This window comes from Mesorhizobium sp. M0500 (assembly GCF_040321165.1).
Taxonomy (GTDB): Bacteria; Pseudomonadota; Alphaproteobacteria; order Rhizobiales; family Rhizobiaceae; genus Mesorhizobium.
This window is the reverse complement of sequence record NZ_JAMYRB010000023.1, coordinates 40,082-66,289: the sequence shown is the minus strand read 5'-3', so window position 1 is coordinate 66,289 and position 26,208 is coordinate 40,082. Positions and strand designations below refer to the sequence as shown.

Genomic DNA, 26,208 nt, shown 5'->3' with positions numbered 1-26,208 from the left:
ACACTTGCGCAGCCGACGCCCGGCTCGGCGCGGCTGATGCCACGCAATTGATATCCCTCTGGCCGACCTTGAACACGTCCTTGACTGCGAAGTCTTCAACGTGAATTCGGGTCGAACATCACTTCCGCCGCAATGCGGCCGGAGGCCATGAAGTTTCGAGCCCCGATCCTGCTGCAGACGATCGACCAAGTGCTGCATGGACCTCCTGCTGCGGTCACGCCAGGGAAATGGACGAATTGCCCAGTAAGCCATTTCGACCAATTACCCTTTTTTGTCTTTCCTCCTCGGCCGACCGCGCTTTGGCACCTTCGGGAAATGGTTTTGCGGAGCCGCACAGAGTGCGCCGCAACAAACCTTCCCACCCCTGTACTTGGCGAGGGCCTGCAGCAAATCCGGCAGATGCTGCTCTTTCAATTCGGCCGGGATAGGCTCCGGACCGTCCAGCGACGTCAGTGCCAGTTCGACCAACTCGATCGCGCGATCATTGTTGCCGTTCTCGTGATAGTACCGGGCGACCGCGGGATAGGACCGGAACTTAGGGCTGTCGCCTTGCGGGGGATTCAGCGCCAGGATGTGTTCGGACAGCTCCTTGCCCATCGCGAAGCGCTCAGCAGGGGGAAGGCGCGAATGGTCATTCGCCGGATGGAAAAGTTGGTCTAGCGCCGAAACCATCCAGTCCTCAGAGTTTTTGTCGATCGCGTCGCGAACCAATTGGCTCATCACGGGCAAGCCGGTCCACATGTCTTGAATTTTGTGAAGCAACAGATGCGAATGAGCCAGACGGAAATTGATGTCGTCCGGCATCAAGGCGATGCCCTCTTCGATCGCCCAGAGCGCTGTCTTCCAATCTTCTAACTTCACCGCCGCCCAGAATCTGTCATCGATCGGCTGCTTCAACGCTTGTTCGCGCGCGATTGGTTCGCTTGTGGCGATCCGCTCCGTATCGGCGGCTTTAGCTTTATCGCTGATGCGCCAGCTGCCGTTGAGCACTTTCGGCAAAATCTCATCGAGTTGCCCCGGACGACCAATAAAGGCGATGTGGCCGTCTCGGTCGACCACGAACGAAGTCGGAATCCCGGCGGAAAAGCTGGGTTTCATCCAAAGCTTGTTCATTTCACCTGTGTGGTCGAACGCGATCCGATAGCTCAGATGCGAGCACTTTTCGGTCAACCACGCGTCCAACTTAGTGCGAGCCTCAACGGCCGTTGGAGCGTTTTCATTAGCCGCGACGCCGACGACCTCAAGTCCGCTGTCCCTGTATTTTTCCTGGAGCCGCATCAGATCGAGCATCTCCGCCATGCATAGTTCGCACCAAGTTGCCCAAAATTCGACGATATAGACTTTGCCGGGCTGGAAGTTCGCAAGGGGCTCGCCACGCAGCCAGTCCTCCACTTTGATCGAAGGAGCCGGTGATCCCAGCTGCACTACCATGTTGCTCTCCAAAGCTGTTGCCAAAGGTTGGGTGACCTTATGCGCGAGCTTGTTCCCCCTTTGAGACGGGGCACGAGGGTTCAAGGAAGGGAGAGCATCGCTCGTCTTGCGCATCTGCGTGCAGTCAGCCTTCACTCAGTGTTGCTGACTCTCAAATCGCAAAGGCCGTGCCAACGCGCTAAGCGCGCAGTAAATCCTTGATTCCACTTTAAAAACCGTCCAGGTGCCCAAGATAGCCGGTTGTATTGGACGCGACATGTTTTCTGCCGCTGTCCGGTTTTGGACACGCATCTGGCGCTTCGGGCCGGCACGAAAGCCTGGCCACGGACGACTCAACATGTATTCGGGCTGAGGGACCGAGCAGATGGACATCATGACTGCGTTGGCTGCCGCCAGGCCCGTCATCATCGTCGGCTTCACGCCACCGGCTTGAGCGTCTTGCCGTTCCGGTCCCTCAGGCGGTAGCGGATCTCGCCATTTGCGATTGCAAAGCCTGCTCCATCCGAGCGCGGCCTGTGCCCCCTCGCCCGCCTTGCGATTGAATTCCTGGCTGGCGACATGGGAATTTTTCACGACGAAGCCGGTCCAGCTTCGGCTCGCCAATACCGCCATCGTCAGCTCGAAGATTATGATCCTGGCGAAAAAGGCCAGGATGAGTGCCGGCGTGTGCGGCCGGTGAGCTCTCCGGGGTTCCTGCTTTGTGCCGATATTTTCTGTGTTCCCTGTGCTCAGGCGCTACAGGGACCGCCTGGTGCGAATGTGAGCGTTGTCGGAATTGACCAGCCTTAAGGCCGCTCGGTCGCCACGCGGTGGGCCGGGCAGACTGAAAACGCTGAAGATGCGGCCGCCGTCCTCGCCGCTAAGCCGGCTACCATCCCAGACGATGGTAACGTTATTGATGCTATCAATTCCCCCCCGACACCGGCAAGAGCCCGACCGTCCGACTCGAAGGTCGGTGCCTTGGCCGCTGCACGGTCGTTGCGGTGTTCAGCTCCCGGCCAGTGGTGAGGGAAATCGTGATAACGCCAATACGATGGGGCTACGGTCCGAACGCGGCCTGCCGCGCTGAAACGACTCTCTTTCTCGACCTGACGCCGACCCGAGTATCGGTGTTTTGAGCGCATTGAGGACGCCTGGGCCTCTGCCCGGCCGTTGGTCTGCGCGTTACGGATTGTCTCGGCGAGCAGACCCCGAGCGCGCGTTAGAGACGTCCGGGGAATGTTCTTCGCGACGGCGCTTGCAAGTTGCTCGAGGAGCTTCGCGTTGCGGCGACTTTTCTCCGACTTGGCATCAGGATAGGTGACCCAGGGGAGTAGAGCTTCGAACAGCATCGGTGCTGCTTCGGAACCCGTCAGCGAGCCAAAAACAGCGGCAATGGCGGCTTCCCCACCATCCATCTTGTGACGCCACCGAAGAGCCGCTCGCGCAGCCGTCGGCTGCCATAAGCGCCCATGACTATCATGTTGGCAGACGTATCGATTGCGTGCTGCGCGAGCACAGTGGCCACCGGTTTGCCGGCGCTCGCCAGCCGGTCGACCGACACCCGAGCACCATGCCGAGTGAGATAGGCAGCGATGTCGGCTCCCGGCTCGGCGCCGCTTCCGGTGCAGGCCGCCTCAGGATCGACAAGGGCGACACGAACTTCCTCAGCACCGGATAGCAGATCCAGCGCTCCCCGAACCGCACGGGACGCCTCGGCTCGCGAATCCCAGCCGACCAGCACGCGCCGTGGCGACAGAGTCGGGTCAGCGCCCTTCGGTACGACAAGCACCGGCCTTCCCGTATCGAACAAGCTGCCGTTGATAACAAGAGGTCCGAGACTAGTGTCGTTGAGAAGTGCGGGGCCGATGATTGTCAGGTCGGTGCAGAGCGCCCGCTGTCGCACCGCCTCACCGACGCCAGCCTTGTCGCAGTGTTCGGTATCGACATCATAGCACCGCCACGTGGCTCTCAGCAGTTTGTGAATTTCCCTGAATGTCTTTTCCAGGTTGGCCATGTCCTGTGAAAATCTCTCGATCTGCCTAAACCGTTTGTCCAGTCTGGCGATGGCCTGTGCGCGTTGTCCAGGCCACTCGGGGATGCCATCGCCGAGCAGCGGAGACGGCATAATGAGCGGCGGAGGCGACATCACCAGTACGGAAAGATACGCGCCGACTTCGGCACACAAGCTGGCAGCTGTTCTGACATCCTGATCGGAGTGGCAAGCTCCCGTCACACTGAGTACGCTTCTGAAAGCCATTTGACTGCTTCTTTCTGAATATGTCGTACCTGCCGGCGCGTTTCGAAGCCGCAAGACTTGCACTCAGCACGGCGGAAATGCGGAGTCACACCACATCGGTTATCTATTCAGCCGTCCGGCCACTCGAGCGAGTAGCCGGCCGACCTGACGGTACGAATGACGCTGGAGGGGGAGGCCGCCTTCAGCGCCCTTCTGAGCCGGCTGATATGGACATCCACGGTGCGTACACCGACATGGATATTGGCCGGCCAGGCCGCGCTGATCAGCTCGTCTCTGGTGAAGACCTTGCCGGGAGTCTCAAGCAAAAGCCGCAGCAGGTTGAACTCGATCGGCCCAAGGTGGACTTCGTGGCCATTACCCCGAACGCGGTGGGCATCGAGCCTTATCTCAAGGTCGCCACAGGAGATCCATCCGCCGTTTTCAATCCCGTTCGAACCCGGCTTTGGCAGGGCCAGCTTCATCCGTAGACAGTCAAGCAGCTTGGCCGGCGCGAAGGGCCGCACAAAGCTCTCGTCAATACCAGCCTTCAAGAGATCGAGGTGCTGGTTCTCGGCGCCGGGCGCGATCAGCGCAATTACGGGCAGGCCGCCGGTCCGGGGCTCCCCCTTGAACCGGGCGCAGATTATGGAGCCTGTCGCGCTTGTTGGCTGGCAGTCCAGCACCACGGCCTTCGGCTCCCGTTCACTGGCCAATGCAAGCGCCTCCTCCACGCTGCCGGCCAGTTGAATCGTGAAGCCATCCACCTCCAGAATGTGGCTGTGGACCAGATAGAACTCCGGATCCTGCGAACAGATCAGGACCAGTGGCTTCATCAGCGCTGCCCCAAGAACCACATCGGCCTCGATCGCCTCGGTTGAGAGGGCTGGCCATCGCATGTCCTCAAGGCCTGACACGATCCCGTTGGTCGAAAATCGGTTCCATCACGCCCGCGCCACCTCGGGATGAGCCTCAATAGCTGCGGTCGCATCGCCGGCCAGTTTCGTACCGGCCGTGGCGAGTTTCCAGAACGTCTCGAAGCCGAACCGGTGGACGTCGCGCAGGGTCTTCGACAGAACGACCAACCGCCCGGCCGTGAGAAGCACGCGCCCAAAGCCCTCATGGCTTATCTCCATCATCGGCGATGCCATCAGGCCGGAACGCTCCTCGATCGCAAGCCCGACGGCGGTGTAAAACATCTCGAGCCTCCACAGCACGTCCGGATCGGGATCGCCGATGATCGGGATCGCACGACGCTGTTCCCTGGTGATGATGAAGTCGCCCAGCAGCTCGGCGTCCGATTTGCCTTCCCAAGACCCGTGGGAATCATGAGCCCGGACCAGCCGCACGAGGCATTTGACGAACGGGGTGGCAAGGGCCGCCTCGTCTTTGGCGACAGCAGGGCTAACCACGGCGTCAGACATTTCGCCTACTCCTCATTTCAGTCCTCGTCCTCGAAGGACGGTTTGTGTACGGCGACACCTGCCAGCGCGAGCACCTTGCGCAGCCAAGGGGGAGGACACGTCCTGAGCATCAACTGCGTGCGCAACAGCACCTCTTGGATGGTTTGGGGCTGCAGCACTTTGATCGGATGAATTTTTGCCGAAACAACCTTGGCTGCCGAAGGTCCGCCGATCGCCAGACAAAACAGGAGATGACATCCCTTCAGCGCCTCCACCTTCGGGGTGATGCGGTCATCGCCCTCAGTTCGGTGCTTCCCGCTCTCGTCGGAAATGTCATCGAAGGCCACGGCCTCGACGAGATTCCACTCCTCGCGCGTCACGTCGTAGACAGCAAAGCGCCTGGCCGAACCGAAATGGGCGTTGAGGTTCTTCATATCCTGCGTGGCGATCGCCACGCGCAATGCGCCGGCTTGGCGTTCCGGCCTCGGTGCGTGAACCTCGTCAGTGACGAGCGAGAGGCGACGAACGGAGCTCATCTGGCATTTCTCGCTTACGGAGTGGATCAAGCGCCTCAGGCGTCGGCGCGTGCCGGTTGGCTTCAAAAATGTTGGCCACCTCGAAGATTAGGTCGCGGGTCCCCTGGTAGAGGATTGTGAGCTTGTGCTGCCTGCCGAGCCGGTCGAAGATCGGGAAGCCGACCCGCATGAGCGGAATGCCGAGGCGCTGCGCCGCCTGGCGGCCGTGGGAATGAGTGACGAGAAGATCAGCGCCGGCGCCAAGAGCTTCCAAATCGCCGAGATCGCCGATCTGAACCGACTGCGCCGGTACTTCCTCCAAAATTTTCGACATGTCGGTCGTGGTGACCGCCGCCGCGATTTCGGAGCCCATGCCGATGAAGAAGCTCGCGAGTTGGTAGAGTTGGTCTGGTTCAGCAGCGATCGCAATTTTCTTGCCTCCAAAGTGGAAATGTCCGTCGAGCAAGGCGTCCTGCAACTGCGCCCGGCGACGGCGCGCCCGAGCCGGCGCCGCCGCGCCCGAAACCGCGGACAGCAGCGAGACGAACCGGTCGGCATCCTTCAATCCAGTCAGCGACCGGAACAGCACGTAAGGCACGCCGGTCAATCTCTGCAGCAGCTCGGCCGGGCGGCGCATATGCTCACCGATGACGATGCATTGCTCGGCCGTGCCAAGCTCGCGGATATCCTCGACGCTGGTGCCGCCATAGGTGGTGGTGACCCAGCGGTCGGGCACCGTACCGTCGAGCGAGCCGGAGACGTCCGGCAGAATCACGGGCTTCAGTCCAAAGCTTTCAACCATCTCACGCAGATGCTCGATATCAGCCACAGTGAGGTTCCAGCCAGGCAGGATCACGATCTTCTTCGACTGCCGCGCCTGCTCGCCGGGCCGCGTAATCCTTTCGATCATCGCGGTGACAGCCTTGGCCCAGCCCTCTTCGATCGCGCCGTCGAAATCCGGTGTGTTGGCTACCACCACCTCCGTACCCGCGAGTTCTTTCGTGCGCTTCAGCCTAATATTGGCGATATCTCCTGCGCAGTCTTCGCCACGGGTTTCCACCAGCGCCGTCGTGCAGACCCCGATCAGCGTTGGCTTTGTGCGGGCCTTGAGGTTGAGGATCGCCTCTTCCAGATGGTCTGCCCCGCCGAGGATCGTCGCCACCTCGTCCATCGCCGTTGTCTGCAAAGGGATGGCTTCCTTGAAATGCCGCACGAAGAGCACGAGCGCGAAGCTGGTGCACCCCTGGCTGCCGTGGAACAACGGCATCGCGCCGTCGACCCCCAAGAAGGCGAAGGCGGCACCCAACGGCTGCGATGACTTCAGCGGATTGACCGCCGCCGCTTTGGTCTGGGGAAGGATGCGGACCATCGCTTCCTCAACACTCGCCGAGATCGTCGGCCGTCGTGCCGGCGAATTCCTGGACAACATGCAAGGTCGCGGTCTCGCTTTTCGTGCTCGGCAGTTCCTCCCTCACCGCACGCTGGCAATCCCATGGTGCCGGCTCCCGCACCTGGCGCCAGATCGGGTTATGAATGGCGAGGTCGATCTGGCGTACGAGTTCCACCATGCCGTCATAGCCGGCGTAAGGATGTTGGCGCTCCTGGTTAATATCGAGCCAGGGTGTCTTGGCCTTCAGCGCGACGAACTGCGTGCGCCCGCCCGACAGCATGATATCGGCCTTGTGTTCTGAGAGCATGGCGTAAAGCTCGCGCGGCGTCATCTGCTCGAACATGTGGTTGTCGTCCTTGAGGATCTGCTTGATGCGCTCCTTGTCTCCGACGGTCGACTTCTTGACAGAGGTGCCAACGATCTCGATGCCGATCTCCATCAGCGCATGAACGACCGACCAGGACTTCACACCGCCGGTGTTGAGCAGCACGCGCTTGCCTTCGAGCCTCGGCCGGTAGGCCGCGAGCTTCTTCCAAGCGATCGCCTCCTCATCTGCAATCAATGCCTCGGTGCGGCCGAGGATCTCCGGATCGGCACCCTTCTTCACGAGCAGCTGAGAGATCTGTCGGAGCGCTTCCGAGGTGTCGGTGATGCCGTAGAAGGAGCCCTCGAAGAACGGAATATCCCAGCGCTGCTCCATCTTGTGGGCGAGATTGATGAGCGCGGTCGAGCACACCATCATAGCCGCCCGGGCGCGGTGCGCGGAGGCAATGTCGAGGTAGCGCGCGTCGCCCGGAATGCAGGCGCGCACCCGGATGCCCAGCCGATCAAGGAGCGGCTTCACCAGCCAGAATTCGCCCGAGAGGTTGAATTCGCCAACGATATTGATGTCGTAAGGGCCGGCATCGTCGGGCTCCGCCGTGCCGATGACATGATCGAGCAACGCCTCGCCGGCAAGCTTGTTGCCGAGATTCTTGGAGCCGACAAAGCCCGGCGCATTGACCGGCACCACCGGTAGGCCGAACTTTTCCGCCGCGCGCTTGCAGACGGCCTCGATGTCGTCGCCGATCAGCGCCGTCACGCAGGTCGGATAGACGAAGATAGCCGGCGGCCCATACGCTTCCTGGATCTCGCGGATCGCTTTGAAGAGCTTCCGCTCGCCCCGCCCCATCACCACGTCGAGTTCGGTGAGGTCGGTCGTGAAGCTCGTGCGCCACAGCGTTGGCCCGGACGAAGCCGCACCGCGGTTGTCCCAGGAATTGCCCTCGCAGGCGAGCGGCGCATGGATCAAATGCGCGACGTCGGTGATCGGCTGCAGCACGATCTTGGCGCCGTCGAAGGCGCAGCCGCCGGCAGCCGCCCCGGGGGTCAGCGGCTTCGAACAGCCCTCTTTGCGCGCCTTGGCATCCTTGCCGCGGTTCTGCTCGCAGGCAGGCTCGTTGAAGACATCCTGGATTTTGGCTCTGAGCGAGGACATTGCGTCGGTCTCCAAAGTCCCGCGGGAAGACGACCGGCCTCACCGATGAGCCGGCCGGCACGCTTAGCGAGTGAGGTCATACGAATAGTCCGTCACGCCCGTCTCGCTTGTCTCGCGATCGAGCTTGTCGAAGATCTTGTCGAGGATCGTCGTCAGGACGCGCAACCCGCCTTGGTAGCCCATAAGCGCAAAGCGATGGTGATGGTGGCGGTCGAAGACCGGAAACGTCAGCCGGATCAGCGGCGTGCCGGTGTCGCGCTCCAGATACTTGCCATAGGAGTTGCCGATCAGCAGGTCCACCGGCTCGGTGAAGAGCAGCGAGCGCATCGCCCAGAGGTCCTTGCCCGCCCAGACTTGAGCATCCTTGCCGAAGGGTGATGATGCAAGCAGTTCCTTCAAGTCCGCTTCCCATGCCGAGGTGCCGTTGGTGGCGAGGCAATGGGTCGGCTCGCCGCCCGTCTCCATGATGAAGCGGGCCATGCCGTAGACAAAGTCCGGATCCCCGTAGATGGCGTATTTCTTACCGTGCAGCCAGGATTGGCTGTCCGCCATGGCGTCAACAAGTCGGCCGCGCTCCAGGCGGATTGCCTCGGGGATTTGCTTGCCGGAAATCGCGGAGACCTCCATCAGGAACTCGTCGGTCGCCTGGACTCCGAGCGGGTAATGGAACGAGGCAGTCGCCTGCCCTACCCCCTCGCAATACTCCAGTGTTTTTCGGGTGTTGTAATGCTGTAGCGAAAGTGTCGCCTCGGCGTTGAGTGCCTTCCTCACGTCTTCGATCTTCGTGCCGCCGTCGTACATGCGGTATTCGCCGTCCGACGGCGTGTCGAACTGGTCAGAGGCGTCTTGGATGAAGGTATAGGACACGCCTGTCAGATCGAGCAGGCGCTTGAGTTCCCGGTTGTTGCCGACACAGAAGCCGTCGAAGCCCGGAATGATGTTGATGGTTCCCTCGGCTTCCGTTCGCTCCTCGCCTTTCCAGAAATGCTCCAAAATGCCCTTGACCGCAACGTCATAGCCGTCGACATGGCTGCCGACGAAGGCCGGCGTGTGGGCGAAGGGCACGTCGAAGTCGCGCGGGACCGAGCCTTCGTCCTTGGCGTTCTCGATGAAGCTGTGCAGGTCGTCACCAATGACCTCCGCCATACAAGTGGTCGAGACGGCGATCATCTTCGGATCGTAAAGTTGGTACGTGTTGGCGAGCCCGTCGACCATGTTCTTCAGGCCACCGAACACTGCCGCGTCCTCGGTCATCGAGGAGGAGACTGCCGAAGCAGGCTCCTTGAAATGGCGCGACAGGTGCGAGCGGTAATAGGCCACGCAGCCCTGGCTGCCGTGGACGAAGGACATGGTTCGCTCGAAGCCCGCGGCCGCGAACACCGCGCCGAGCGGCTGGCAGGCCTTGGCGGGGTTCACGACAAGCGCTTCGCGAGCGAGGTTCTTTTCGCGGTATTCCCACGTCTTGGTGAATTCGCGTTGGTCGGTAACGACCTCGTCCGAGTGCGGACATTCGAAATTCAGCCTCTTCTCGGCGAGCATCTGCCTGTATTCCGGCTCGCGGAACAGGGGCGCGTGGTCGAGAACTTTTTCAGCCGACTGCGGCATGGGTGGTTACCTCTTCTCCATCTGGCCGCGCCATACGGCGGCACAGGGACGTCGAAACGTTTCAGGTCTCCCGCGGACAAAGGGCCACAGGCGTTCAACGGCCTCCCGGCTTCCGGGAGGCCAGGTTTTCATTCGGCTGCGATCGCCGCCGACGGCTCGGCTTTTTTCTTCCAGGGGGCGTCGTAGAGGCCCCAGACCGGGTTGTTGACGGCCAGATCCATGTCGCGGGCGAAGATGGCGAAGCCGTCGTAGCCGTGATACGGGCCGGAATAATCCCAGGAATGCATTTGACGGAACGGTATGCCCATCTTCTGGACCGGGTACTTTTCTTTGATGCCGGAGCCAACGAGATCAGGACGGATTCCCTCGATGAACTTCTCCAGCTCGTAACCAGTCACGTCGTCATAGATCAGCGTGCCCTTCTTCACGTAATGGCCGGTACGCTGATAGTCGTCGTTATGGCCAAATTCATAGCCAGTGCCGACGATCACCATGCCCAGATCCTCATATGCCGTGACGACGTGACGGGGGCGCAGGCCGCCGACATAGAGCATCACCGTCCTGCCTTCGAGGCGCGGCCGGTACTTGGCGATGACGGCATCGACCAACGGCCGGTATTTGGCAATGACCGCCTCGGCCTTGGCCTCGATTTCCGGTCCGAAATGCTTGGCTATCGTGCGCAGAGAGGCTTCAGTCTGGGAGGGGCCGAAGAAATTATACTCCATCCAGTCGATGCCATACTTTTCCTCCATGTGCCGGCAGATGTAGTTCATCGACCTGTAGCAATGGATGAGATTGAGCTTGGCCTTCGGCGCGCGCTCTATTTCGGCCAGCGTAGCGTCGCCCGACCAGTTGCCGACCACGCGCAGGCCCATCTCCTCGAGCAGGATGCGCGAAGCCCAGGCGTCGCCGCCGATATTATAGTCGCCGATCACATTGACATCGTACGGGCCGGCCTCGAACTCAATGTCCTTCTTTTCGAAGACCCAGTCGCGGATCGCATCGTTGGCGATGTGGTGGCCGAGGGATTGCGATACGCCGCGGAAGCCCTCGCAGCGCACCGGCACGATCGTTTTTTCGTGCTCCTTGGCCTTGTTGCGGGACACAGCTTCGGTGTCGTCGCCAATCAGGCCGATCGGGCATTCGGATTGCACAGTCATGCCCTTGTTCAGCGGGAACAGTTCCTCGATCTCGTCGATGATCCGTTCCAGCTTCTTGTCGCCGCCGAAAACAATATCTTTCTCCTGGAAATCGGAGGTGAACTGCATCGTCACGAACGTGTCGATGCCGGTCGTGCCGACGTAGTAGTTGCGGCGTTGCGACCAGGAATATTGCCCGCAGCCGACCGGGCCGTGCGAGATATGGACCATATCCTTGACTGGACCCCACACCACGCCTTTCGAGCCGGCATAGGCGCAACCGCGAATTGTCATCACTCCGGGGATGGACTTGATGTTCGATTTGACCTCGCATTCGGAAAGGACCTCGCTTTCCTCGCCAGCCTCGTCGCCGCTCTTTGCGACGCTCAGGTGCTTTTTGCGGCGCTTCGCCGCCTTGTCAGGATATTGCGACAGCACCTCCTGGATAAGCTTCGCATGGAGGGCGCCGTCATTCTCGTATTCCAGGCTCATGGGACCCCTTTCAAGGTTCAGGGTGACGCCTCACCAACGAGGCGCCGTTCTTCGAAAGGCGCACCAGATCAAGGCCGCGCCTCATGTCGGCAGCGGTCGCTACTGTGCGGCCGCCTTGGCCGCTTCCTTGACCTGAAGCTCGGCAAGCATCTGCTCGTCGGTCTTCATGATGCCGAAGTCGAGCAGCATGTCCTCGAGCTCCTCCATGGTGATAGGGGTGGGGATGGTGCCCTGGCCCGAATTGGCATGGATCTTCTCGGCTAGCGCCCTGTATTCCCCGGCCTGCTTGGAGTCCGGCGCATACTGGATCACAGACATCTTCCTGAGCTCGGCGTGCTGGACGATGTTGTCGCGCGGCACGAAGTGGATAAGCTTGGAATTGAGCCTGGAAGCCAGCGCTTCGGCGAGGTCGAGCTCGCGATCGGTTTGGCGCTCGTTGCAGATCAGGCCGCCGAGCCGCACGCCGCCCGAATGGGCGTATTTCAGGATGCCCTTGGCGATGTTGTTGGCGGCATAGAGCGCCATCATCTCGCCGGACATGACGATATAGATTTCCTGGGCCTTGTTCTCGCGGATCGGCATCGCGAAACCGCCGCACACCACATCCCCGAGCACGTCGTAGGAGACATAGTCGACATCGTCGTAGGCACCGTTCTCCTCGAGGAAGTTGATCGAGGTGATCACGCCGCGGCCGGCGCAGCCGACACCCGGCTCAGGGCCGCCCGACTCCACGCATTTGATGCCTTTGTAGCCGACCTTGAGCACGTCCGCGAGTTCCAGGTCTTCCACCGAACCTTCCTCTGCCGCGAGGTGCAGGACCGTATCCTGCGCCTTCGCGTTCAGGATCAGGCGGGTGGAGTCGGCTTTGGGGTCGCAGCCGACGATGAGGATTCTCTGCCCGAGGTCGACAAGGGCGGCGAGCGTATTTTGGGAGGTGGTGGACTTGCCGATGCCGCCCTTGCCGTAAAAGGCGATCTGACGCAAACCTGACATGTAGCTTTCCTTCCTTCGTTCCATTCATCGCGGCTGCCGCGACATGAATGCCGGTCGGGCAGCTGTCGCCGCCTCGCACCCTAGGATCTCAAGACTCGTGCCAATTTGGCTGATCGAACCGAAGAATAATTTCATGGTTGCTTTTCAGGGATTTAGCTTGAGGCCAAAGAAAGGATCGTCGGAACAAGCCGTGTAGCGGACCCGACAATGGCGACACAAAGCGTCGGATCGCGATCCTCAGTCACCACATCCGTTCGAACCGCATCGTTGTGTTGAGCTGGGCGAACAGCATCTCGACCCTCTTGCGTAATTGCGGGATGCTGCGAACTCTTCTGTTCCGGCGAGCTGACGTGCTTGGTCTCGCGTGTCATCATCGACAGTGCGCGGAATCTTGCGCTCCACGCTGGCATACCATCGATCCACGGCCCATCCATCCGGGGCCACGGGCGGATAATTCCGCCATATCACCAACCCAAGGGGACTCGGCTCATTTATCGGCGCAGGAGTTCAGTATCGGCGTCATCGCCTTCACATGTTCGTCGATCCGCTCGAGCACTTTCGCTGCGACAACGTCGCGCTCAGGCAGATGCCACCAGTGCTCGTTGACGAGTTCGACCGTCTCGACCACTGCCTTCAGGACTGCCGGCTCCGGAAGCCTTGCACGGTTCGCAAATGCTTTCCATCGCGGTGCTGCTAGCGCCTTGAACGAGCGCTCCCCTCCAAGCGACAGCGCCATGGCGTCGGCGGGAATATATGGCACGGTCGACAGTACGTCGTAGATTGGTGCAAGCACCGGCTTGTCGCCGTTGCCTGGATAAATCAAAGACCAGTTCTTGAGGTGCATGTCGCCATTGCCAGTGATGACCGTCAGCGCCAGGCGGCGGACGAATTCGAGAGCCGCCGTAGGCGAGACGGCCACGCCAAGGGCCAAGGCTATGTCGTGATAAGCGGCCCCCTCATATTTGCGCGAGGGATAGACACCAAAGACCTGAGCGAAATCCTCGATGTGAATCCTCTCGCCCTCAGCGCCGCGATCGAAGCGTTTGACGAGAAGGACCTTGCCCTCTGACAGCGTCTTGAATTCCTCGGGAATATCCTCGAAATCGGACTTCTCGACAAGTTCGCGTTCAGGCACCTCCATGCCGATCGCTGCAGCCAACGCCAGGTTGGCGAATTCATTTTCGGAAACGCCTGGAAACGCCGTCGAAGGGAACTTGGCGATGTATCGGCCTTGCTCGTCGTCCATCGGCAAGGTCAGTCCGCCGCCTTTTCCAGTGTTCTTCATGACCGACAGCTTCATCTGCACGCCGGCAAGTGAGAACCGTGCCTTGGGCTTATCCTTTGAAGCATCCTGCGAAACCGCTATCGCGCCGTCACTGGGCAACGCCCGTACGGCTCCCGGCAAATCGGCGCCCAGCGCCGCTAAAAGATCGAAATCATTGCCTGGCCGCACATTGCCTTCGTGGTGCTTTTCCATCGCCTCGCGCAATTTCTCCTCCGGCAGGAGGTTCGCGAAGAAAGCGGGCAAGGCGCCCGCCAGAGGCTTCGGATCTTTCCGCAATCCTCCCGTCGCTGCCCGGAACGACAGGCTGAAAACCGGAAAGCCGCCCGTCGCGCGGTAGGCCTCATCGAAATTGAATGCATTGAAATCGCCCGGCGTCCTAACGATTGTGCCGATCTTCAGTGCGTTCAAGAGCACGTCCAGCGACGGGATCGTCTTAGGTGCGCGAAAGAATGGAGCCATGATCGTCATCGTCAGGTTGAGAAACAAAGGCGGGTCGATCGTCATCATCATGCGGACGCAATAGAGCCTGGACAGCCGGCACCATGACTTGCGGAACCAGCATCATTTCCAGACCGAGCGCGCGAGCGATATTCATAAGCGTCGTCGCACGCGCCGCTGCGGCTCCCTTTTCGATGTCGCGATAGCGGGGGCGGGATATACCCGCCAACTCAGCGACCTGCTCCTGCGTCATGGCAGCGGCCAGCCTCGCCTGCCTGAACAGCCCACCGATTTCGCGCAGAACTTCCGATTCAGAGTCCATCATGATACGTATACGATCCCTTCCAACGCGTGATGATACGCAAAGGTATCTCATCCAGCGAGAAAGTCAAAATTTTTATGATCTGTTCGCGTATCATATATGACGATGATGATATCCAAAGCGATCAATCCTCCTCCCTGCCTTTAGCGCCGCGCGGCAACGGCGTTCCTCCGAGAACAGCTGCTATGGCCACCGGCCATGGCGTTTCTACCGAATGGGCCCGCTGCGTACGTCGCTGGCGAAAACGGCCAACTGAAAGAACATTCGGTGAACGGCTATTTTGACCTCGGGTCCGATGCGCCCGACGGTGGGGCCTATGAAAGCGAAAGAGACGAGCGATTTCAGCTGCCTGACTGCCTTCATTTAACATGCCGATGATTTCGGAGCGCTGATCAGGCGTTTGTTTCGGACGGCGTCCACCCTTTCGCCCGCGTTCGCGGGCTGCCTGTAACCGGGGCTGTGGGCATTTCTACAATAATACCCGCTAAGGGACTTCGAATTGTTGGACTGAAGCGGTTAGCGCGGATCGGCCTGAAGCGTTCGACCGGTCGGTCAATTTCGTTCCAGAGATAGTCTCCGGTGAGTGCGATATGAGCCAAAGGAAGCGGTGTTACCTCGGAGAGCAACTCGGCGGGAATATCGATGCCCTTGCCGCGGATATAATCGACAGCGCGACTGAGATAGACGGTAAGCGCGTAGGCTATTGGAGGCCCGTTCAGTTCTGGCAGTCGGAAAGGCGTCCGCAGCCGGTTGCGAAGTTCGCCATTGATCTCCGCCGCCCGGACCTGCACGAGCATGTGCGCACCGCGAAGCGACCAGCGCATCTGCTGCTTCTTGACCATACGTTTCCCGACGACTCGGCGAGGAGTGGTGGCGACGCGAAGCCCAGCCCGGTAGCGTTTTCCATAGTTGACGATCGCCTCTTAATGAATGTTTTTGGATTATCTGAATTACGGTGGTTATCCTGAGTCGGTTTGAACGCCTCCATCCTCGTAGCCGAGATCAGTTTATTGGTAACGATATTACAGATAAGGTTCTCCTTAAGGACTTTCCCAATCTGTATGGGATTCAGCACACTCAGCAACTCAACCGCCTTTTCTCTTTTCTTGCTTACAACGCGTGGAAAGAGGCATGTCTTAAAAACATCTCTTAAACTTCAGGCATAAACAAGCCAACCTGCAAAGACAAGTTTCCGATTTAGATGATCGCATTGACGAAGAAATCGACGATGATGAGTTTGATAACGATGATGATGAAGAACTCAGTGAAGTCCAATAAAACTCAGCGCAAGGCCGCCCGCAAACCGGAAACCGACCAGTCATCTAAGGACAGGCAGTACCAGAAGTTTGTCGAAAAGGCGCGAGAGCTCGGGACAGACGAGTCCGAGGAAAACTTTGCTCGGTCGGCGACCTGCCTAATCGATATATGATTCCGTATAGAACTCGCCATCGGTCAATCCGAACTCCCGATGCAAAATCTCTCGCGCGGCTTCGGCTGCTTTCACGCCTGCGGTCACGCTTTGACTATGGACCTCCTTGGTGAAATGCGAGACGTGCCAACCGCCACCGTATCCTTGTATAATTTCGTTCATTTTTTTCAGCGTGGTCCTCAATCGATAGGACGGCTTGTAAACAACCACATAGCCCCCGCCGCAGCTATCCTTAATGTGACCCTCTGGAGTCCGGTCTGCGGTGTTGGCAAAGTCCTCGTAGGCGGCCTTGGCGGCAGCATGCGCGTCGACCAAAACGGACTTCACTCTCGCCTCAAACTTGGCCGCTTCTGCCTTTTTCTGGGCTGCCTTTGACATGAACCTCTCCTCAACCGTCCTAGATGCATATAGGCTCCTCGGAGCGGATGCGACAGGGATGATCTGGCGACAAATAGGTCAGACTCATTGACCTATATGGTTAAAGCAGATAGTTTGTACACTTCAGGACACGGGGTCGGAATGCGGGATGCCGACGTAAGGAAGGCTGTGAAAGCCCAACTCGACGCCTTGCATAAAGGCGATCCCACAACTCGCGTCGTAGAAGAAATGGGGATCTGGTCTGGGACTGTCCGTGTCGATATCGCTGTCATCAATGGCGAGCTAAACGGCTTCGAGTTGAAAAGCGACAGCGACACTCTCGACCGGCTCCCAAATCAAGTCGAAATTTACGGTAAGGTTTTCGACAGGATAACCTTGGTCGTCGGCGGGAGACATTACGAGAAGGCGCTTTCCCGGATACCCGATTGGTGGGGGTGCATAGTCGCGACGATGGAGAGTGGTCAGGTATCCCTAAACACGCGCCGTAAAGCTAAGCGCAACCCCTCGCCCGACCCAGACATATTGGTACAGCTTCTGTGGAAAAACGAGGCGCTAGCAGTACTGGACAAGTATGGATTCGCGGAGGGATGGCGGAACAAGCGGTCAGCTGAAATCACTGACCGTCTCGTTAATAAGCTCTCCTATCGCAGGCTAGCGGCAAGCGTAAGGGAAGCACTGAAGGCACGGGCCAAATTAGGGCAGTTGAGTTCTAGTAATCTCGATATGCCGATTGATGCTATAGCTGACCCAACTAGTAGGACTTCCGGCAGTGGGAGCCGAATTGGCGATAGCATCGATCATCTGGTCGCCCCAGCAATGTACCAATGGGAGTCGGTTGGTTAATTTACTGGTTATGTCCTTCGCATAGGCCCGATATTGTTGATCTCGCGGCTTCCCTATCGGCCCCTTTTCCTTGACGCCGTGATAGACGACAAAGTCCGGTTTTATGGTGTACTTCGCGTTGATCGGAACTGGCCCGCCGATGTCTTCTGTGCTCGCCTCAGGGCCAATGGTGGCGTAGTCGCCAAAATCTAAGCTGTACGGCAAGGGTGCTGCCACTAGTTTTGACCAGAGTGCAAATTCCGGTCTTAGCAACATGGTGCGACCCACCACGTAGCCTGTCAGGGTAGCGGGTATATTGCCTCCAGTCATGGTTATAGAGCGCCATTCCGCACCGTTCGTAAGTGCTTGGAATGCGACTAGGATGGAACTGCCAAGCGCTAGGACACTCGCGACCGAAGCGCCCATGTCTATGATCAGATCGGTTTCCGAAACCGGGAACGGCCACGACGAAATCCAGGTAGAAGCAGAAGTCATGTCGCTCAGGGTAAGACGCAGTGCCAACCCAAGCCCGTCTTGCTTAACGGCGCGTCTGATGGCGTCGCGATATTCTTTTGGCGCTGAATATCGAGCGGAAGGTACCAGGTAGAGTCCGATTTTTTTTGCGGCCTTCCGAATCTCGTCTAGGTCGTGTTTGGTGGCGTCCCCCACCAAATCGGCTGCATCAAGGAAGAACAGGCTCTTCCCCCATGCATCGAATACCTGCTTGGCAAAGTGTTCCGCCGCGCTCAGAGGTGCCTTCTTAGGCGGGGTGTCGTTTGATGATTTCTTGGATGAACCGGTGAACTGAGCTTGTGTTAGAACGACATGCGGTGCGACGCCATTGCGAGTAGCGGCGGCCAAATGATTAAGTGCGGTGCGCTCGCCCTGCTTCCATCTCAAAATTGGAACATATCTCGTCATGATAACCCCCCATTTCAACCCCAAGGGGCTAGACCACAATCAATTCAACCAACCAAGCCTGGTTTGTCAACGATATAATCGCCGCGCTTAAAAGGGGATCGGGATCGCACGATGTGATCGGCGATCTGCTGCATGGGCTGGATCTTCATGGCAATATGAAACCAGCCGATGATGTGGGTCGTCGGTTTGGGCATGGCGCGGGGCAGCCGCTTTAGGATTTCGGCCCCGTCCGAGATCACCGTCACATCCCCAAAGCCGCGATATCCGACTTCTTGGAGAGAGTGAAGAGCACGATCGCGGATTGCCTGCTCGTCCTCATTGCAATGAATTTGCACCATCTACTCCCTGCCGGTCTCCCGGCGCACCTTGTTCCGACCCCTTCAGGGGCTCAGCTCGGTCGGCGTGAACGATCACCCCGATCAAAGCATCGACATAGGCGTCGAATGCGGCTTCACTCTCGGCTGTCCAGTCGGGCATGGCGGGGCGCCCTGGTCACGAAGCAGCACCCTAACAAATCCGCGACTAGCGCGAATCCCCCCGCATCCGCGACTCAGTAAGACTAGGCGCCCGCCTCCACGTGCGGGCGACGCCGGCATCAACCGGCGGGCAGATGCGCCGAGGGCAACAAGCGCGCCTGACGCAACGCCGCCAGATCAGCCGAGCCGGTGCAGAAGCAGGCGACGGCCAACTGGCGGATGACGATCTCGAAATGCGCGACAACCGCCTCGGTGGATACCGTAGCCGCGCGCATCACGCCGGCCGCCTGCCCGGCGATGTCCGCGCCCAGACGGATAGCCTTGGCCACTTCGACGCCGTCGCGGATCCCGCCCGACGCGATCAGCTTCACCTTTGGCAGCGCCCGACGTACCGCCTGCACGCTGGCCGGGGTCGGAATCCCCCAATCGGCGAACGCCATCGCCACTGCACGGTCGGCGGCATCGCGGGCGCGCTCGCCCTCCACCGCGGCCCAACTGGTGCCGCCGGCGCCGGCGACATCGATCACCGCCACGCCCGCCTCGACGAGCGCACAGGCCACCGAGGCGGACAGGCCCGACCCCACTTCCTTGGCCACGATCGGCACGCCCAAGCTGCGCGCGGCGCGAGCGATCTGCGCCAGGACACCGCGCCAGTCGCGGTCGCCCTGCGGCTGTACCGCTTCCTGCAGCGGATTGAGATGGACGATGAGTCCATCGGCCTCCAGCGCATCCACCGCCCGGCGCGCCAGGTCCAGGCCGTCGGCCTCGCGCAGTTGCGCGGCGCCGATATTGGCCAGCAAGGGAATGTCTGGGGCCAGGCGGCGCAGCGCGCGCGTCAGTCCCTGGGAGTTGCGGGATTGCAGGCTCACGCGCTGCGAACCGACGCACATGGCGATCCCCAAGGCTTGCGCTGCCTCGCTCAGATGCCGGTTGATGGCCTCGGCGCGTGGCATGCCGCCGGTCATGGAGCTGATCAGCAGCGGCGCGCGCATGGTCTTGCCCAGCAGCGAGGCGCGCAGGTCGATCTCCGTCAGGTCCAACTCGGGCAATGCGCAGTGTTCGAAACGTATGTACTCCCAGCCGGCGGCGACCGTGGCCGGCGCCGTGCGCCGATCCAGCACGATGTCCAGATGGTCGTCCTTGCGCCGGCTCAGGGCGGTGTCGCTCATGCTCGCTCCATCCGTCGCATCGGGCGACGGCGTTGCGTCGGATCGGACCGACGGCAGCGCGCGCACGCCGCCGCCTCCCGCGCGTTCAGGCCGGCGCACGCTGGCCTCCCCCCGCAGCGTCGCTGCGGTAGCGGCTGGTTGAGGTCTGGTAGTACTGCGCGCGGATGGCCGCCATGGCCTCGATCAACGGTCCCCACGGCGCGGGCAAGCGTTCTTCCGCCATCACCCGGTGCAGCATGCGCGTATGGCCGGCCAGCTCGTCGCTGAGGAACTCCACCACAGGCATAGCCGGATAGCGCTGCAGCAGCAGGATCGCCGCGTTGTCGGCCTCGCCGGCCGACCTGTCCTTGTCGCGTCCATGCAGATCGTTCTGCAGGCGCCCTATCGCGGAGATGAGCCGCAGGACCTGGCGAAACGCCGGGCGCGCGCGCAAGGTCGCCATGTCCAGCCCCCACAGCAACGACAGGCAACAGAACACGTTCGTGTAGGCGATCGAATCGATGCCGTTGTGCAGGTACTCGGCGTAGGACCAGCGTTCCGCCCCTGCCGCCTGCGCGTGTCCGGCGCGCAGCGCTGCGCAGTAGCACCGGGTATCGTCGAGAAGCTGAGCATAGTCGCGACGATCGTAGGCGAGCGCGGCCAGCGAAGCGCGCAGCACAGCGCAGCCCTCGAATCCGGGGAGCGCGCACGGCCCGCCCTGCCCCAGCGCCTGCTCCACCGCGGCGAGCTGTTCCGGCCCGATCAGGCCAAGGTCGTTGCAATCGTCGAGCCAGAACAGCAGCGCCAGTTCGCGATAGAACGCCACGATCAGCGTTTCGTCCTGCGGATCGCGGCCGGTGCGGGCGCTGGTGTCGCGCAGGCCCGGGTGGAGGCGCTGCAGGATGTACTGGCCGCCCCTGACCGCTTCCACGGCATGCTCGTCGGCGAACCCTGTCAGGGAACGTCCCCACTCCAGCACCTGCTGCAGCGCGCGTTCGTTCTGGATCATGGCGCCGCTCCTGCTCCCTCGGCCAGGGCGCACCGCCCCCAACGAAGCGCCAGCCACAACCCGGCGAGTTCGGCCACGCGCACCACCCGGGTGGGGCAATACAGTTCCTTGCCGATCCACAGCCGCGTTTGCGGCAATGCATGCGCCGCATGGCGGGCGAGCATCCACTCCAGCGCATGCGCCACCGCCTGCGCGATGCGCCGGCGCCCTATCGGCTCTTCGCTCCCCTCCATCACGTGCAACGCGAACAGCGCATAGGCGGTTTCCTCGAATGTGGACGCGCGACCTGCGCCCCAGCCGCCGTCGTCGCGCTGCGCCTGCAGCAGCGCCGCCAGCGCGCGTTCGTCGCGCCACTGGGGCTTGCCTTGCGCCAGCGCAGCGACCGCATGCGCGGTGGGATATAGCCACGAAACGTGCCATTTTTCGTTGTCCCATAGACCGTGCGGGTTGCGATTGGCCTCGACGTAGGCGCTGGTGCCGGCGGCGGGCTTTCCCAACAGTCGCAACGCATGCAGGGCATGGATGTTGGTCGACACCGAGGCATTGCGCTCACCGGGGAAGGTGACGAACAGCTCGCCGATTTCGAAATGGCGCAACGCATCGACTGCCGGGTCGCGGCCTGCAAGGCGCAGGACGCACAACGCAACGGCGGTGTCGTCCGCATCGGCCGCGAAGTGCAAGGCCGGGCCCAGACCGCGCACGCCCAGGCGGGCGTCGAGCTGCGCGACGATCACTTGCATCGCCTCGGCGAGCGCGGGATGCGCGAACAGCCCCGCCAAATGCAGGGTGTACAGCGACCAGCATGGCTCGAACACATTTATCGGCCAGACGTTGGGAACGACACCTTCGATGCCGCTGCGCGTCGCCCGCGATGCCGCGTGAAGATACGCGTCGGCGCGCCCGACCTGCGGCGTGTTCTTCTTTGTCACGGCGTGCGCACGCCACGCGGCGGTGGCCGCCGGACTGATGCCGATGCTGCCGTCGTCATCCGGGCATGCGGTGGTCGGCGACGTCCCCCAGGCTTCCCAGGAGTGCAGCAACGGATGGCCGCTCGGCAACGTCCCCACCGCCCCCAGCTTGGCCAGGCACGCTTGCCGCAACGGCAACAGCGCCGGGTGGCGCGGAAACGCCACGCCGCCCAGCAAGGATGCGGCCTCGCCGCACAACTGCGGCAGGATCAGCTCCGCGCCGATCGGCGCGTCTTCCGGCACCGCATGCGCGTAGGGATCGGGCTGGCGCTCGAGGAACCGGGTTGCAGCCTGGACTGCGTCGGCAGCGCCGGGAAGAGGATCGGCCCGCTGCAATGCCAGCAACGCCGCCCACGTGGGCGCATGGCGGAACAGCGGGAAGTCCACGCTTCCCCATCCGCCATCGGCCTGTTGCTGCGCGATGAGCCACGCGTATGCGTCCTGCCGACCGGTGACGTTGCCGTGGAACTGCAGAGCTCGCGCCGTGTCGTAGACGGACGGACGGACGCTGCCGCCGTCGCTCATCTCGCTCAGCAGGTGGCGCAATTCGGAAAGGATCTGTTCGGACAGCGCGTTCACGCGGGATGTTCCTTCTGCAGAGGGCTAACGACAACCAGGATCGGGCAGACGCCGCGCACGTCGCCGCGGACCTCGGACACAGTGCAGCATGCACCGCCCGCCGGCCGATCGCAGCAGCACAGGGGCGAGTCCATGCGGACGGACGCGCTCATGCGTATGGCGCGGACAGATACACGTTGGCCCGCTGCAGCATCTGCGCCAACCGTTCCGCACGCGGCCCAAGCGGGACGATGGCCTCCCCGGCGTCGCGCAACAAATCCAGCGCGAACTGGCGCGCTGCCTGCAGCCCCATAATCGACGCGCAGGTCGGCTTCTGCGCCGCCGCGTCCTTGCCGGGGGTCTTGCCCAGCGTCGCGGTATCCGCTGTCGCGTCGAGAATGTCGTCGACCACCTGCAACGCCAGGCCGAAACAGGCGGTGTAGCGATCGAGCGCACAGTACAGCGCAGTGTGCGCGGCATCCTCCGCGATGGCGCATAGCGCACCCATGCGAACGGACGCGCGCACTAGCGCTCCGCTCTTCATCCGGTGCATCGCCACGATCCTATCCAGCTCGGCGTGCTTTCCGACCAGCGACAGATCCATGGCCTGCCCGCCCGCGGCACCCTCGGCGGACACCGCCTGCGCCAGTTCGCGCACGAGCGCGATACGGTTGTCGCCCGGCGCATCCAGGCTCGCCAGTGTCAGGAAGGCGTGCGCCTGCAGCGCATCGCCGACCAGGATCGCAGTGGCTTCGCCGAATTTGACGTGCACGGTCGGAAGGCCGCGGCGAAGCACGTCGTCGTCCATCGCGGGCAGGTCGTCGTGGACCAGGGTACAGGCGTGCATCATCTCGATGGCGGCGCCAACATCGTCGAGCATGTGCGCCGGCGTGTCGGCCAGTGCGCCGGCAGCCAGACAGAGCAAGGCGCGGGTGCGCTTCCCGCCATGCAAGGTGGCGTAGCGCATCGCCGCCATCAGCTCTGTCTCACCGTCGTCTTCGGCGCAGAGAAGACGCGCCAGCGCCTGGTCGACCCGCTTTGCGCCGTCCTGCATCCAGATCTCCGGCAGCAGCCTGCCGGATGCGGCGCGCGCCTGCGCGCCCAATCCGCCGAGCGCGGGAACGCCAGTTCGGTCGTCGTGTAGCATGGAACCGGTCTGCATGTTGTTATGTCCTTGTACCTGACACGGCCACGGCGAGCGCCGAGCCGCCGCGGTGTTGCCGGCGTCGCACCGAGCGCGCGCGCCGAGTGCAGCAATGCCGCGCGTCGCCGGCGCCGCTGCCTCGCCACACGGGGCATACGATGCCAGCTCATGAGAATCCGATGCGGATTTTCATGGAGGGTTGTGCTGTCGGGTAATAGCGCCGGCCTTTTTCGACGCCGCTCAGCAACCGCGGCCGCACCCCGGCCTTGTGCATGATCAGCGCCAAGGCGATGCAGAACTGCACCATTTCCAGCCATACCAGGTGGTAGCCGATGCAGACGTGTGGGCCGGTACCGAACTGCAGCATGTCCACCGGCCGGATCGGCTCCGTGCGTTGCAGCCACCGCGCCAGGCGGAACTGATCAGGCGCCTCGTGCAGCAGCGCCGAGGTCGAGAAATGCAGCAGCGGGATGCACAGATGGGTGCCCGCGGGAATGCGCCGTTGGCCGAGTTGCAATTCCTGCAGGGCGCGACGCGGCAGGAGCGTGGTCGCCGGATGCAGGCGCAGCGTCTCGCGGAACAGCGCCTCGGCGACCGGACACTCCGCCAGGTCCGCGTGCCGGGTCGGCACCGCGCGCACGCGTTGCGCCTCCTCGACCAGGGCGTCCCACAGCACAGGCTGCCGCGCCAGCTCGATCACCATCCAAGCCATCGTCGAGGCAGTCGTGTCGTGACCGGCAAGCAGCAGCAAGCGGATATTGGCGACCAGGACGTCATCGGAAAGCGCATCGTCGCTGCGGTCGAAGGCGCTCACCATGTCGTTGATCAACCCGGTGCGCGCGGCATGCGCGCGCGCGTCGCGGACGAACTGGCGCAACTGCGCGTCGATCCAGTCGCGGGCGGCGCGGCCTCGCCGCAAGGGTAGTCCGGGCAGGTCGACCGGGGGCGCGACGATCAACTGCAGCAGTTGCCGGTATTTGCGATGCCATCCCGGCAGGTCCTGCGCGGGGATTCCCATGAGGCTGAAGATGAGCTTGAGCATCAGGTCGCCGGTTTCGCGCAGGATGGTTACGTCGCCGCGCTCGCGCCACGCCTGCACCCGCGCCCAGATGACGGGCGCGAACAGGTCGCCGATGCCGGCCTGGGTCAGCCCCTTGGGCAGGAACGCCGCCTTGATCGCATCGCGCGCCTGCCGGTGCGCGCCGCCGTCCTGGGCAACCAACGTTCCGCCAAGCAATTCGGGCGCGATCTCTTCGATCAGCGCCGAGGACACGTCCTTGTGCCGGAGCAGTGCGAACGCATCCGGATGCACGCAGGTCATCAGGTGTCCGGCAGGGCCGAAATCCAGCCAGAAGTGGCTGCCCAGCGTCCCTTCCGCGTGCCGCAGCAGGCGCGGCAGGTCGCAGACGATGGCGGGAAGATGCCCGACCAGGGGGAAAGCGCCGGGCATGACCGGGATGTCGTATCGCAGCCGCTGCCGACGGTTGAGCGGGTTGAGCAGCATGTCCATCAGCAGCGCGCCGCCGCGGCCGCTTCGGCGGTGTCGCCGGCAGGCCGCGCGGCGCAGCTGTTGCCACCGTCGGCGTATGTCGGCACATGCGCCAGCATGCCGCCGTCGATGCACACGACCTGGCCTGTGATAAACGCAGCATCGTCGGAGAGCAGGAACGCCACGAGCGCGGCCACGTCCTCGGGGCGGCCGACGCGCTGCAGGAGCTGGTGCCGGCGCAGATGCCGTTGCATGCACTCGTCCAGCTTAGCGAGGAGACGCTCGGTCATGACGAGACCCGGCGCAACGGCGTTGCAGCGGATCTGCGCATGACCGTATTGGGTGGCGAGCGAGGCCGACAGCATGTTCATCGCCGCCTTCGACGCGGCGTAGGACGTCTGCGCCGTGTCACCGCTGAGTCCCTGGCACGACGACATGTTGACGATCGCGCCACCGCCGCGGGCGATCATCCGTGGGATGGCCTGCCGGCAGCAGAGCAGCGTGCCGCGCAGATTGGTCGCCATGGTCTGGTCCCAGACTGCCAGGTCCAGGTCGAGGATCGCGCGGTCGCGCGGGGTCAGATGCATTGCGCTCGCATTGTTCACCAGCAGGTCGACCCCCCCGAAGTGCCGCTCCGCCGTCTCGAACAGCGCTGCCACCGCCTGCTCATCGGCGATATCCATGGCTATGGGCAGCGCGTGGCCTGCTTCGGCCGCGATCTGCGCGGTGCAGGCGATGGCCGCCGAGCCATCAATGTCGGCCACCACCACTCTGCCGCCCCCGCGCGCGATGGCGAGAGCGCATGCCTTGCCGATGCCGGCGCCGGCGCCGGTCACCACGGCCACCTTGCCTTCAAACCGTCCCATCGTGTCTCCTGAATTGCATTGGTCTTTCGCAGCATGCCGCTCGGCCTCCGCCGGAGTAGGCGCAGGGTCGGCGCTGGCGCGCTCGTCATGGCCAGCGTCGCTTTCGATGACCCGAATGGCGGCGACCGGGCACTGGTTGGCCGCAAGCCGCACGGCGGCGTGCAGCGCCTGCGGGACCGTCGCCACGCACACTTCGGCCACGCCGTCCGGTTCGCGCTGGCGAAAGGTGCCCGGCAGCGTCAGCACGCACTGCCCGGTAGTTCCGCACAGATCCTGATCGACCAGGACGCGCATC

Annotated in this window: 22 protein-coding genes and 3 pseudogenes; 1 reads left to right on the top strand and 24 read right to left on the bottom strand. The window is 62.1% G+C overall.

Annotation, left to right across the window (positions count from 1 at the left end):
• Positions 1–261: 261 nt before the first annotated feature.
• The 15 genes and pseudogenes from NKI70_RS27440 to NKI70_RS27370 form a co-directional block, all read right to left on the bottom strand.
• Complete coding sequence (locus NKI70_RS27440) at positions 262–1,431, bottom strand: TlpA disulfide reductase family protein (protein ID WP_352725494.1); 1,170 nt, start codon at positions 1,429–1,431, stop codon at positions 262–264.
• 135 nt (positions 1,432–1,566) lie between these two features.
• On the bottom strand, positions 1,567–2,043 hold the full coding sequence (locus NKI70_RS27435; protein ID WP_352725492.1) for a FixH family protein: 477 nt from the start codon (positions 2,041–2,043) through the stop codon (positions 1,567–1,569).
• A gap of 739 nt (positions 2,044–2,782) precedes the next feature.
• Positions 2,783–3,670 (bottom strand): universal stress protein, encoded by an 888-nt coding sequence (locus NKI70_RS27430; protein WP_352725490.1) that lies wholly within the window; start codon positions 3,668–3,670, stop codon positions 2,783–2,785.
• 107 nt (positions 3,671–3,777) lie between these two features.
• Complete coding sequence (locus NKI70_RS27425; protein ID WP_502898939.1) at positions 3,778–4,482, bottom strand: response regulator transcription factor; 705 nt, start codon at positions 4,480–4,482, stop codon at positions 3,778–3,780.
• 108 nt (positions 4,483–4,590) lie between these two features.
• On the bottom strand, positions 4,591–5,070 hold the full coding sequence (locus NKI70_RS27420; RefSeq protein WP_352725486.1) for a NifX-associated nitrogen fixation protein: 480 nt from the start codon (positions 5,068–5,070) through the stop codon (positions 4,591–4,593).
• A 17-nt stretch (positions 5,071–5,087) separates the two neighbouring features.
• Positions 5,088–5,585 carry a nitrogen fixation protein NifX gene (gene nifX / locus NKI70_RS27415; RefSeq protein WP_352725484.1) on the bottom strand — a complete coding sequence of 166 codons (498 nt, stop codon included), beginning with the start codon at positions 5,583–5,585 and terminating at the stop codon, positions 5,088–5,090.
• Complete coding sequence (nifN, locus tag NKI70_RS27410) at positions 5,551–6,933, bottom strand: nitrogenase iron-molybdenum cofactor biosynthesis protein NifN (protein ID WP_352725482.1); 1,383 nt, start codon at positions 6,931–6,933, stop codon at positions 5,551–5,553. Before nifN ends, nifX begins: the two co-directional genes overlap by 35 nt.
• A 7-nt stretch (positions 6,934–6,940) precedes the next feature.
• Positions 6,941–8,431: a nitrogenase iron-molybdenum cofactor biosynthesis protein NifE gene (gene nifE, locus NKI70_RS27405; protein WP_352725480.1), complete on the bottom strand. Its 1,491-nt coding sequence runs from the start codon at positions 8,429–8,431 to the stop codon at positions 6,941–6,943.
• Between the two features lie 63 nt (positions 8,432–8,494).
• Positions 8,495–10,036 carry a nitrogenase molybdenum-iron protein subunit beta gene (nifK, locus tag NKI70_RS27400; protein WP_352725478.1) on the bottom strand — a complete coding sequence of 514 codons (1,542 nt, stop codon included), beginning with the start codon at positions 10,034–10,036 and terminating at the stop codon, positions 8,495–8,497.
• Between the two features lie 128 nt (positions 10,037–10,164).
• Positions 10,165–11,667, bottom strand: coding sequence for a nitrogenase molybdenum-iron protein alpha chain (gene nifD / locus NKI70_RS27395; protein WP_352725476.1), 1,503 nt, complete (start codon positions 11,665–11,667; stop codon positions 10,165–10,167).
• A 99-nt stretch (positions 11,668–11,766) separates the two neighbouring features.
• Complete coding sequence (gene nifH, locus NKI70_RS27390; protein WP_023801970.1) at positions 11,767–12,660, bottom strand: nitrogenase iron protein; 894 nt, start codon at positions 12,658–12,660, stop codon at positions 11,767–11,769.
• A 487-nt stretch (positions 12,661–13,147) separates the two neighbouring features.
• A complete protein-coding gene (locus NKI70_RS27385; RefSeq protein ID WP_352725474.1) occupies positions 13,148–14,404 on the bottom strand; it encodes a type II toxin-antitoxin system HipA family toxin in 1,257 nt (418 codons plus the stop codon).
• A complete protein-coding gene (locus tag NKI70_RS27380; RefSeq protein WP_352725512.1) occupies positions 14,379–14,705 on the bottom strand; it encodes a helix-turn-helix domain-containing protein in 327 nt (108 codons plus the stop codon). The genes NKI70_RS27385 and NKI70_RS27380 overlap by 26 nt, the downstream gene beginning before the upstream one ends.
• Before the next feature lie 743 nt (positions 14,706–15,448).
• Positions 15,449–15,625, bottom strand: a pseudogene (locus NKI70_RS27375) (ISKra4-like element ISMet1 family transposase); the annotation flags it as partial.
• Positions 15,626–16,119: 494 nt separating this feature from the next.
• Positions 16,120–16,512: a hypothetical protein gene (locus NKI70_RS27370; RefSeq protein WP_352725472.1), complete on the bottom strand. Its 393-nt coding sequence runs from the start codon at positions 16,510–16,512 to the stop codon at positions 16,120–16,122.
• A gap of 96 nt (positions 16,513–16,608) precedes the next feature.
• Between NKI70_RS27370 and NKI70_RS27365 the strand changes: the two are divergent.
• Positions 16,609–17,190, top strand: a pseudogene (locus tag NKI70_RS27365) (sce7726 family protein); the annotation flags it as partial.
• Between the two features lie 15 nt (positions 17,191–17,205).
• On the opposite strand, the gene NKI70_RS27360 reads toward NKI70_RS27365, so the two are convergent.
• From NKI70_RS27360 to NKI70_RS27320, 9 genes and pseudogenes are all read right to left on the bottom strand, one after another.
• On the bottom strand, positions 17,206–18,255 hold the full coding sequence (locus tag NKI70_RS27360) for a beta family protein (protein ID WP_352725470.1): 1,050 nt from the start codon (positions 18,253–18,255) through the stop codon (positions 17,206–17,208).
• Positions 18,256–18,299: 44 nt separating this feature from the next.
• Positions 18,300–18,593, bottom strand: coding sequence for a hypothetical protein (locus tag NKI70_RS27355; protein ID WP_502897634.1), 294 nt, complete (start codon positions 18,591–18,593; stop codon positions 18,300–18,302).
• A gap of 257 nt (positions 18,594–18,850) precedes the next feature.
• On the bottom strand, positions 18,851–19,900 hold the full coding sequence (fni, locus tag NKI70_RS27350; protein ID WP_352725468.1) for a type 2 isopentenyl-diphosphate Delta-isomerase: 1,050 nt from the start codon (positions 19,898–19,900) through the stop codon (positions 18,851–18,853).
• A gap of 85 nt (positions 19,901–19,985) precedes the next feature.
• On the bottom strand, positions 19,986–20,888 hold the full coding sequence (locus tag NKI70_RS27345; RefSeq protein ID WP_352725466.1) for a terpene synthase family protein: 903 nt from the start codon (positions 20,886–20,888) through the stop codon (positions 19,986–19,988).
• Positions 20,885–22,435 carry a hypothetical protein gene (locus NKI70_RS27340; RefSeq protein WP_352725464.1) on the bottom strand — a complete coding sequence of 517 codons (1,551 nt, stop codon included), beginning with the start codon at positions 22,433–22,435 and terminating at the stop codon, positions 20,885–20,887. The genes NKI70_RS27345 and NKI70_RS27340 overlap by 4 nt, the downstream gene beginning before the upstream one ends.
• A 148-nt stretch (positions 22,436–22,583) precedes the next feature.
• Positions 22,584–23,576 carry a polyprenyl synthetase family protein gene (locus NKI70_RS27335; RefSeq protein ID WP_352725462.1) on the bottom strand — a complete coding sequence of 331 codons (993 nt, stop codon included), beginning with the start codon at positions 23,574–23,576 and terminating at the stop codon, positions 22,584–22,586.
• Positions 23,577–23,724: 148 nt separating this feature from the next.
• Complete coding sequence (locus tag NKI70_RS27330; RefSeq protein ID WP_352725460.1) at positions 23,725–25,068, bottom strand: cytochrome P450; 1,344 nt, start codon at positions 25,066–25,068, stop codon at positions 23,725–23,727.
• Positions 25,068–25,913, bottom strand: coding sequence for an SDR family oxidoreductase (locus NKI70_RS27325; protein WP_352725510.1), 846 nt, complete (start codon positions 25,911–25,913; stop codon positions 25,068–25,070). Before NKI70_RS27325 ends, NKI70_RS27330 begins: the two co-directional genes overlap by 1 nt.
• 168 nt (positions 25,914–26,081) lie before the next feature.
• Positions 26,082–26,207 (bottom strand): annotated as a pseudogene (locus NKI70_RS27320) (ferredoxin); the annotation flags it as partial.
• Position 26,208: the final 1 nt, after the last annotated feature.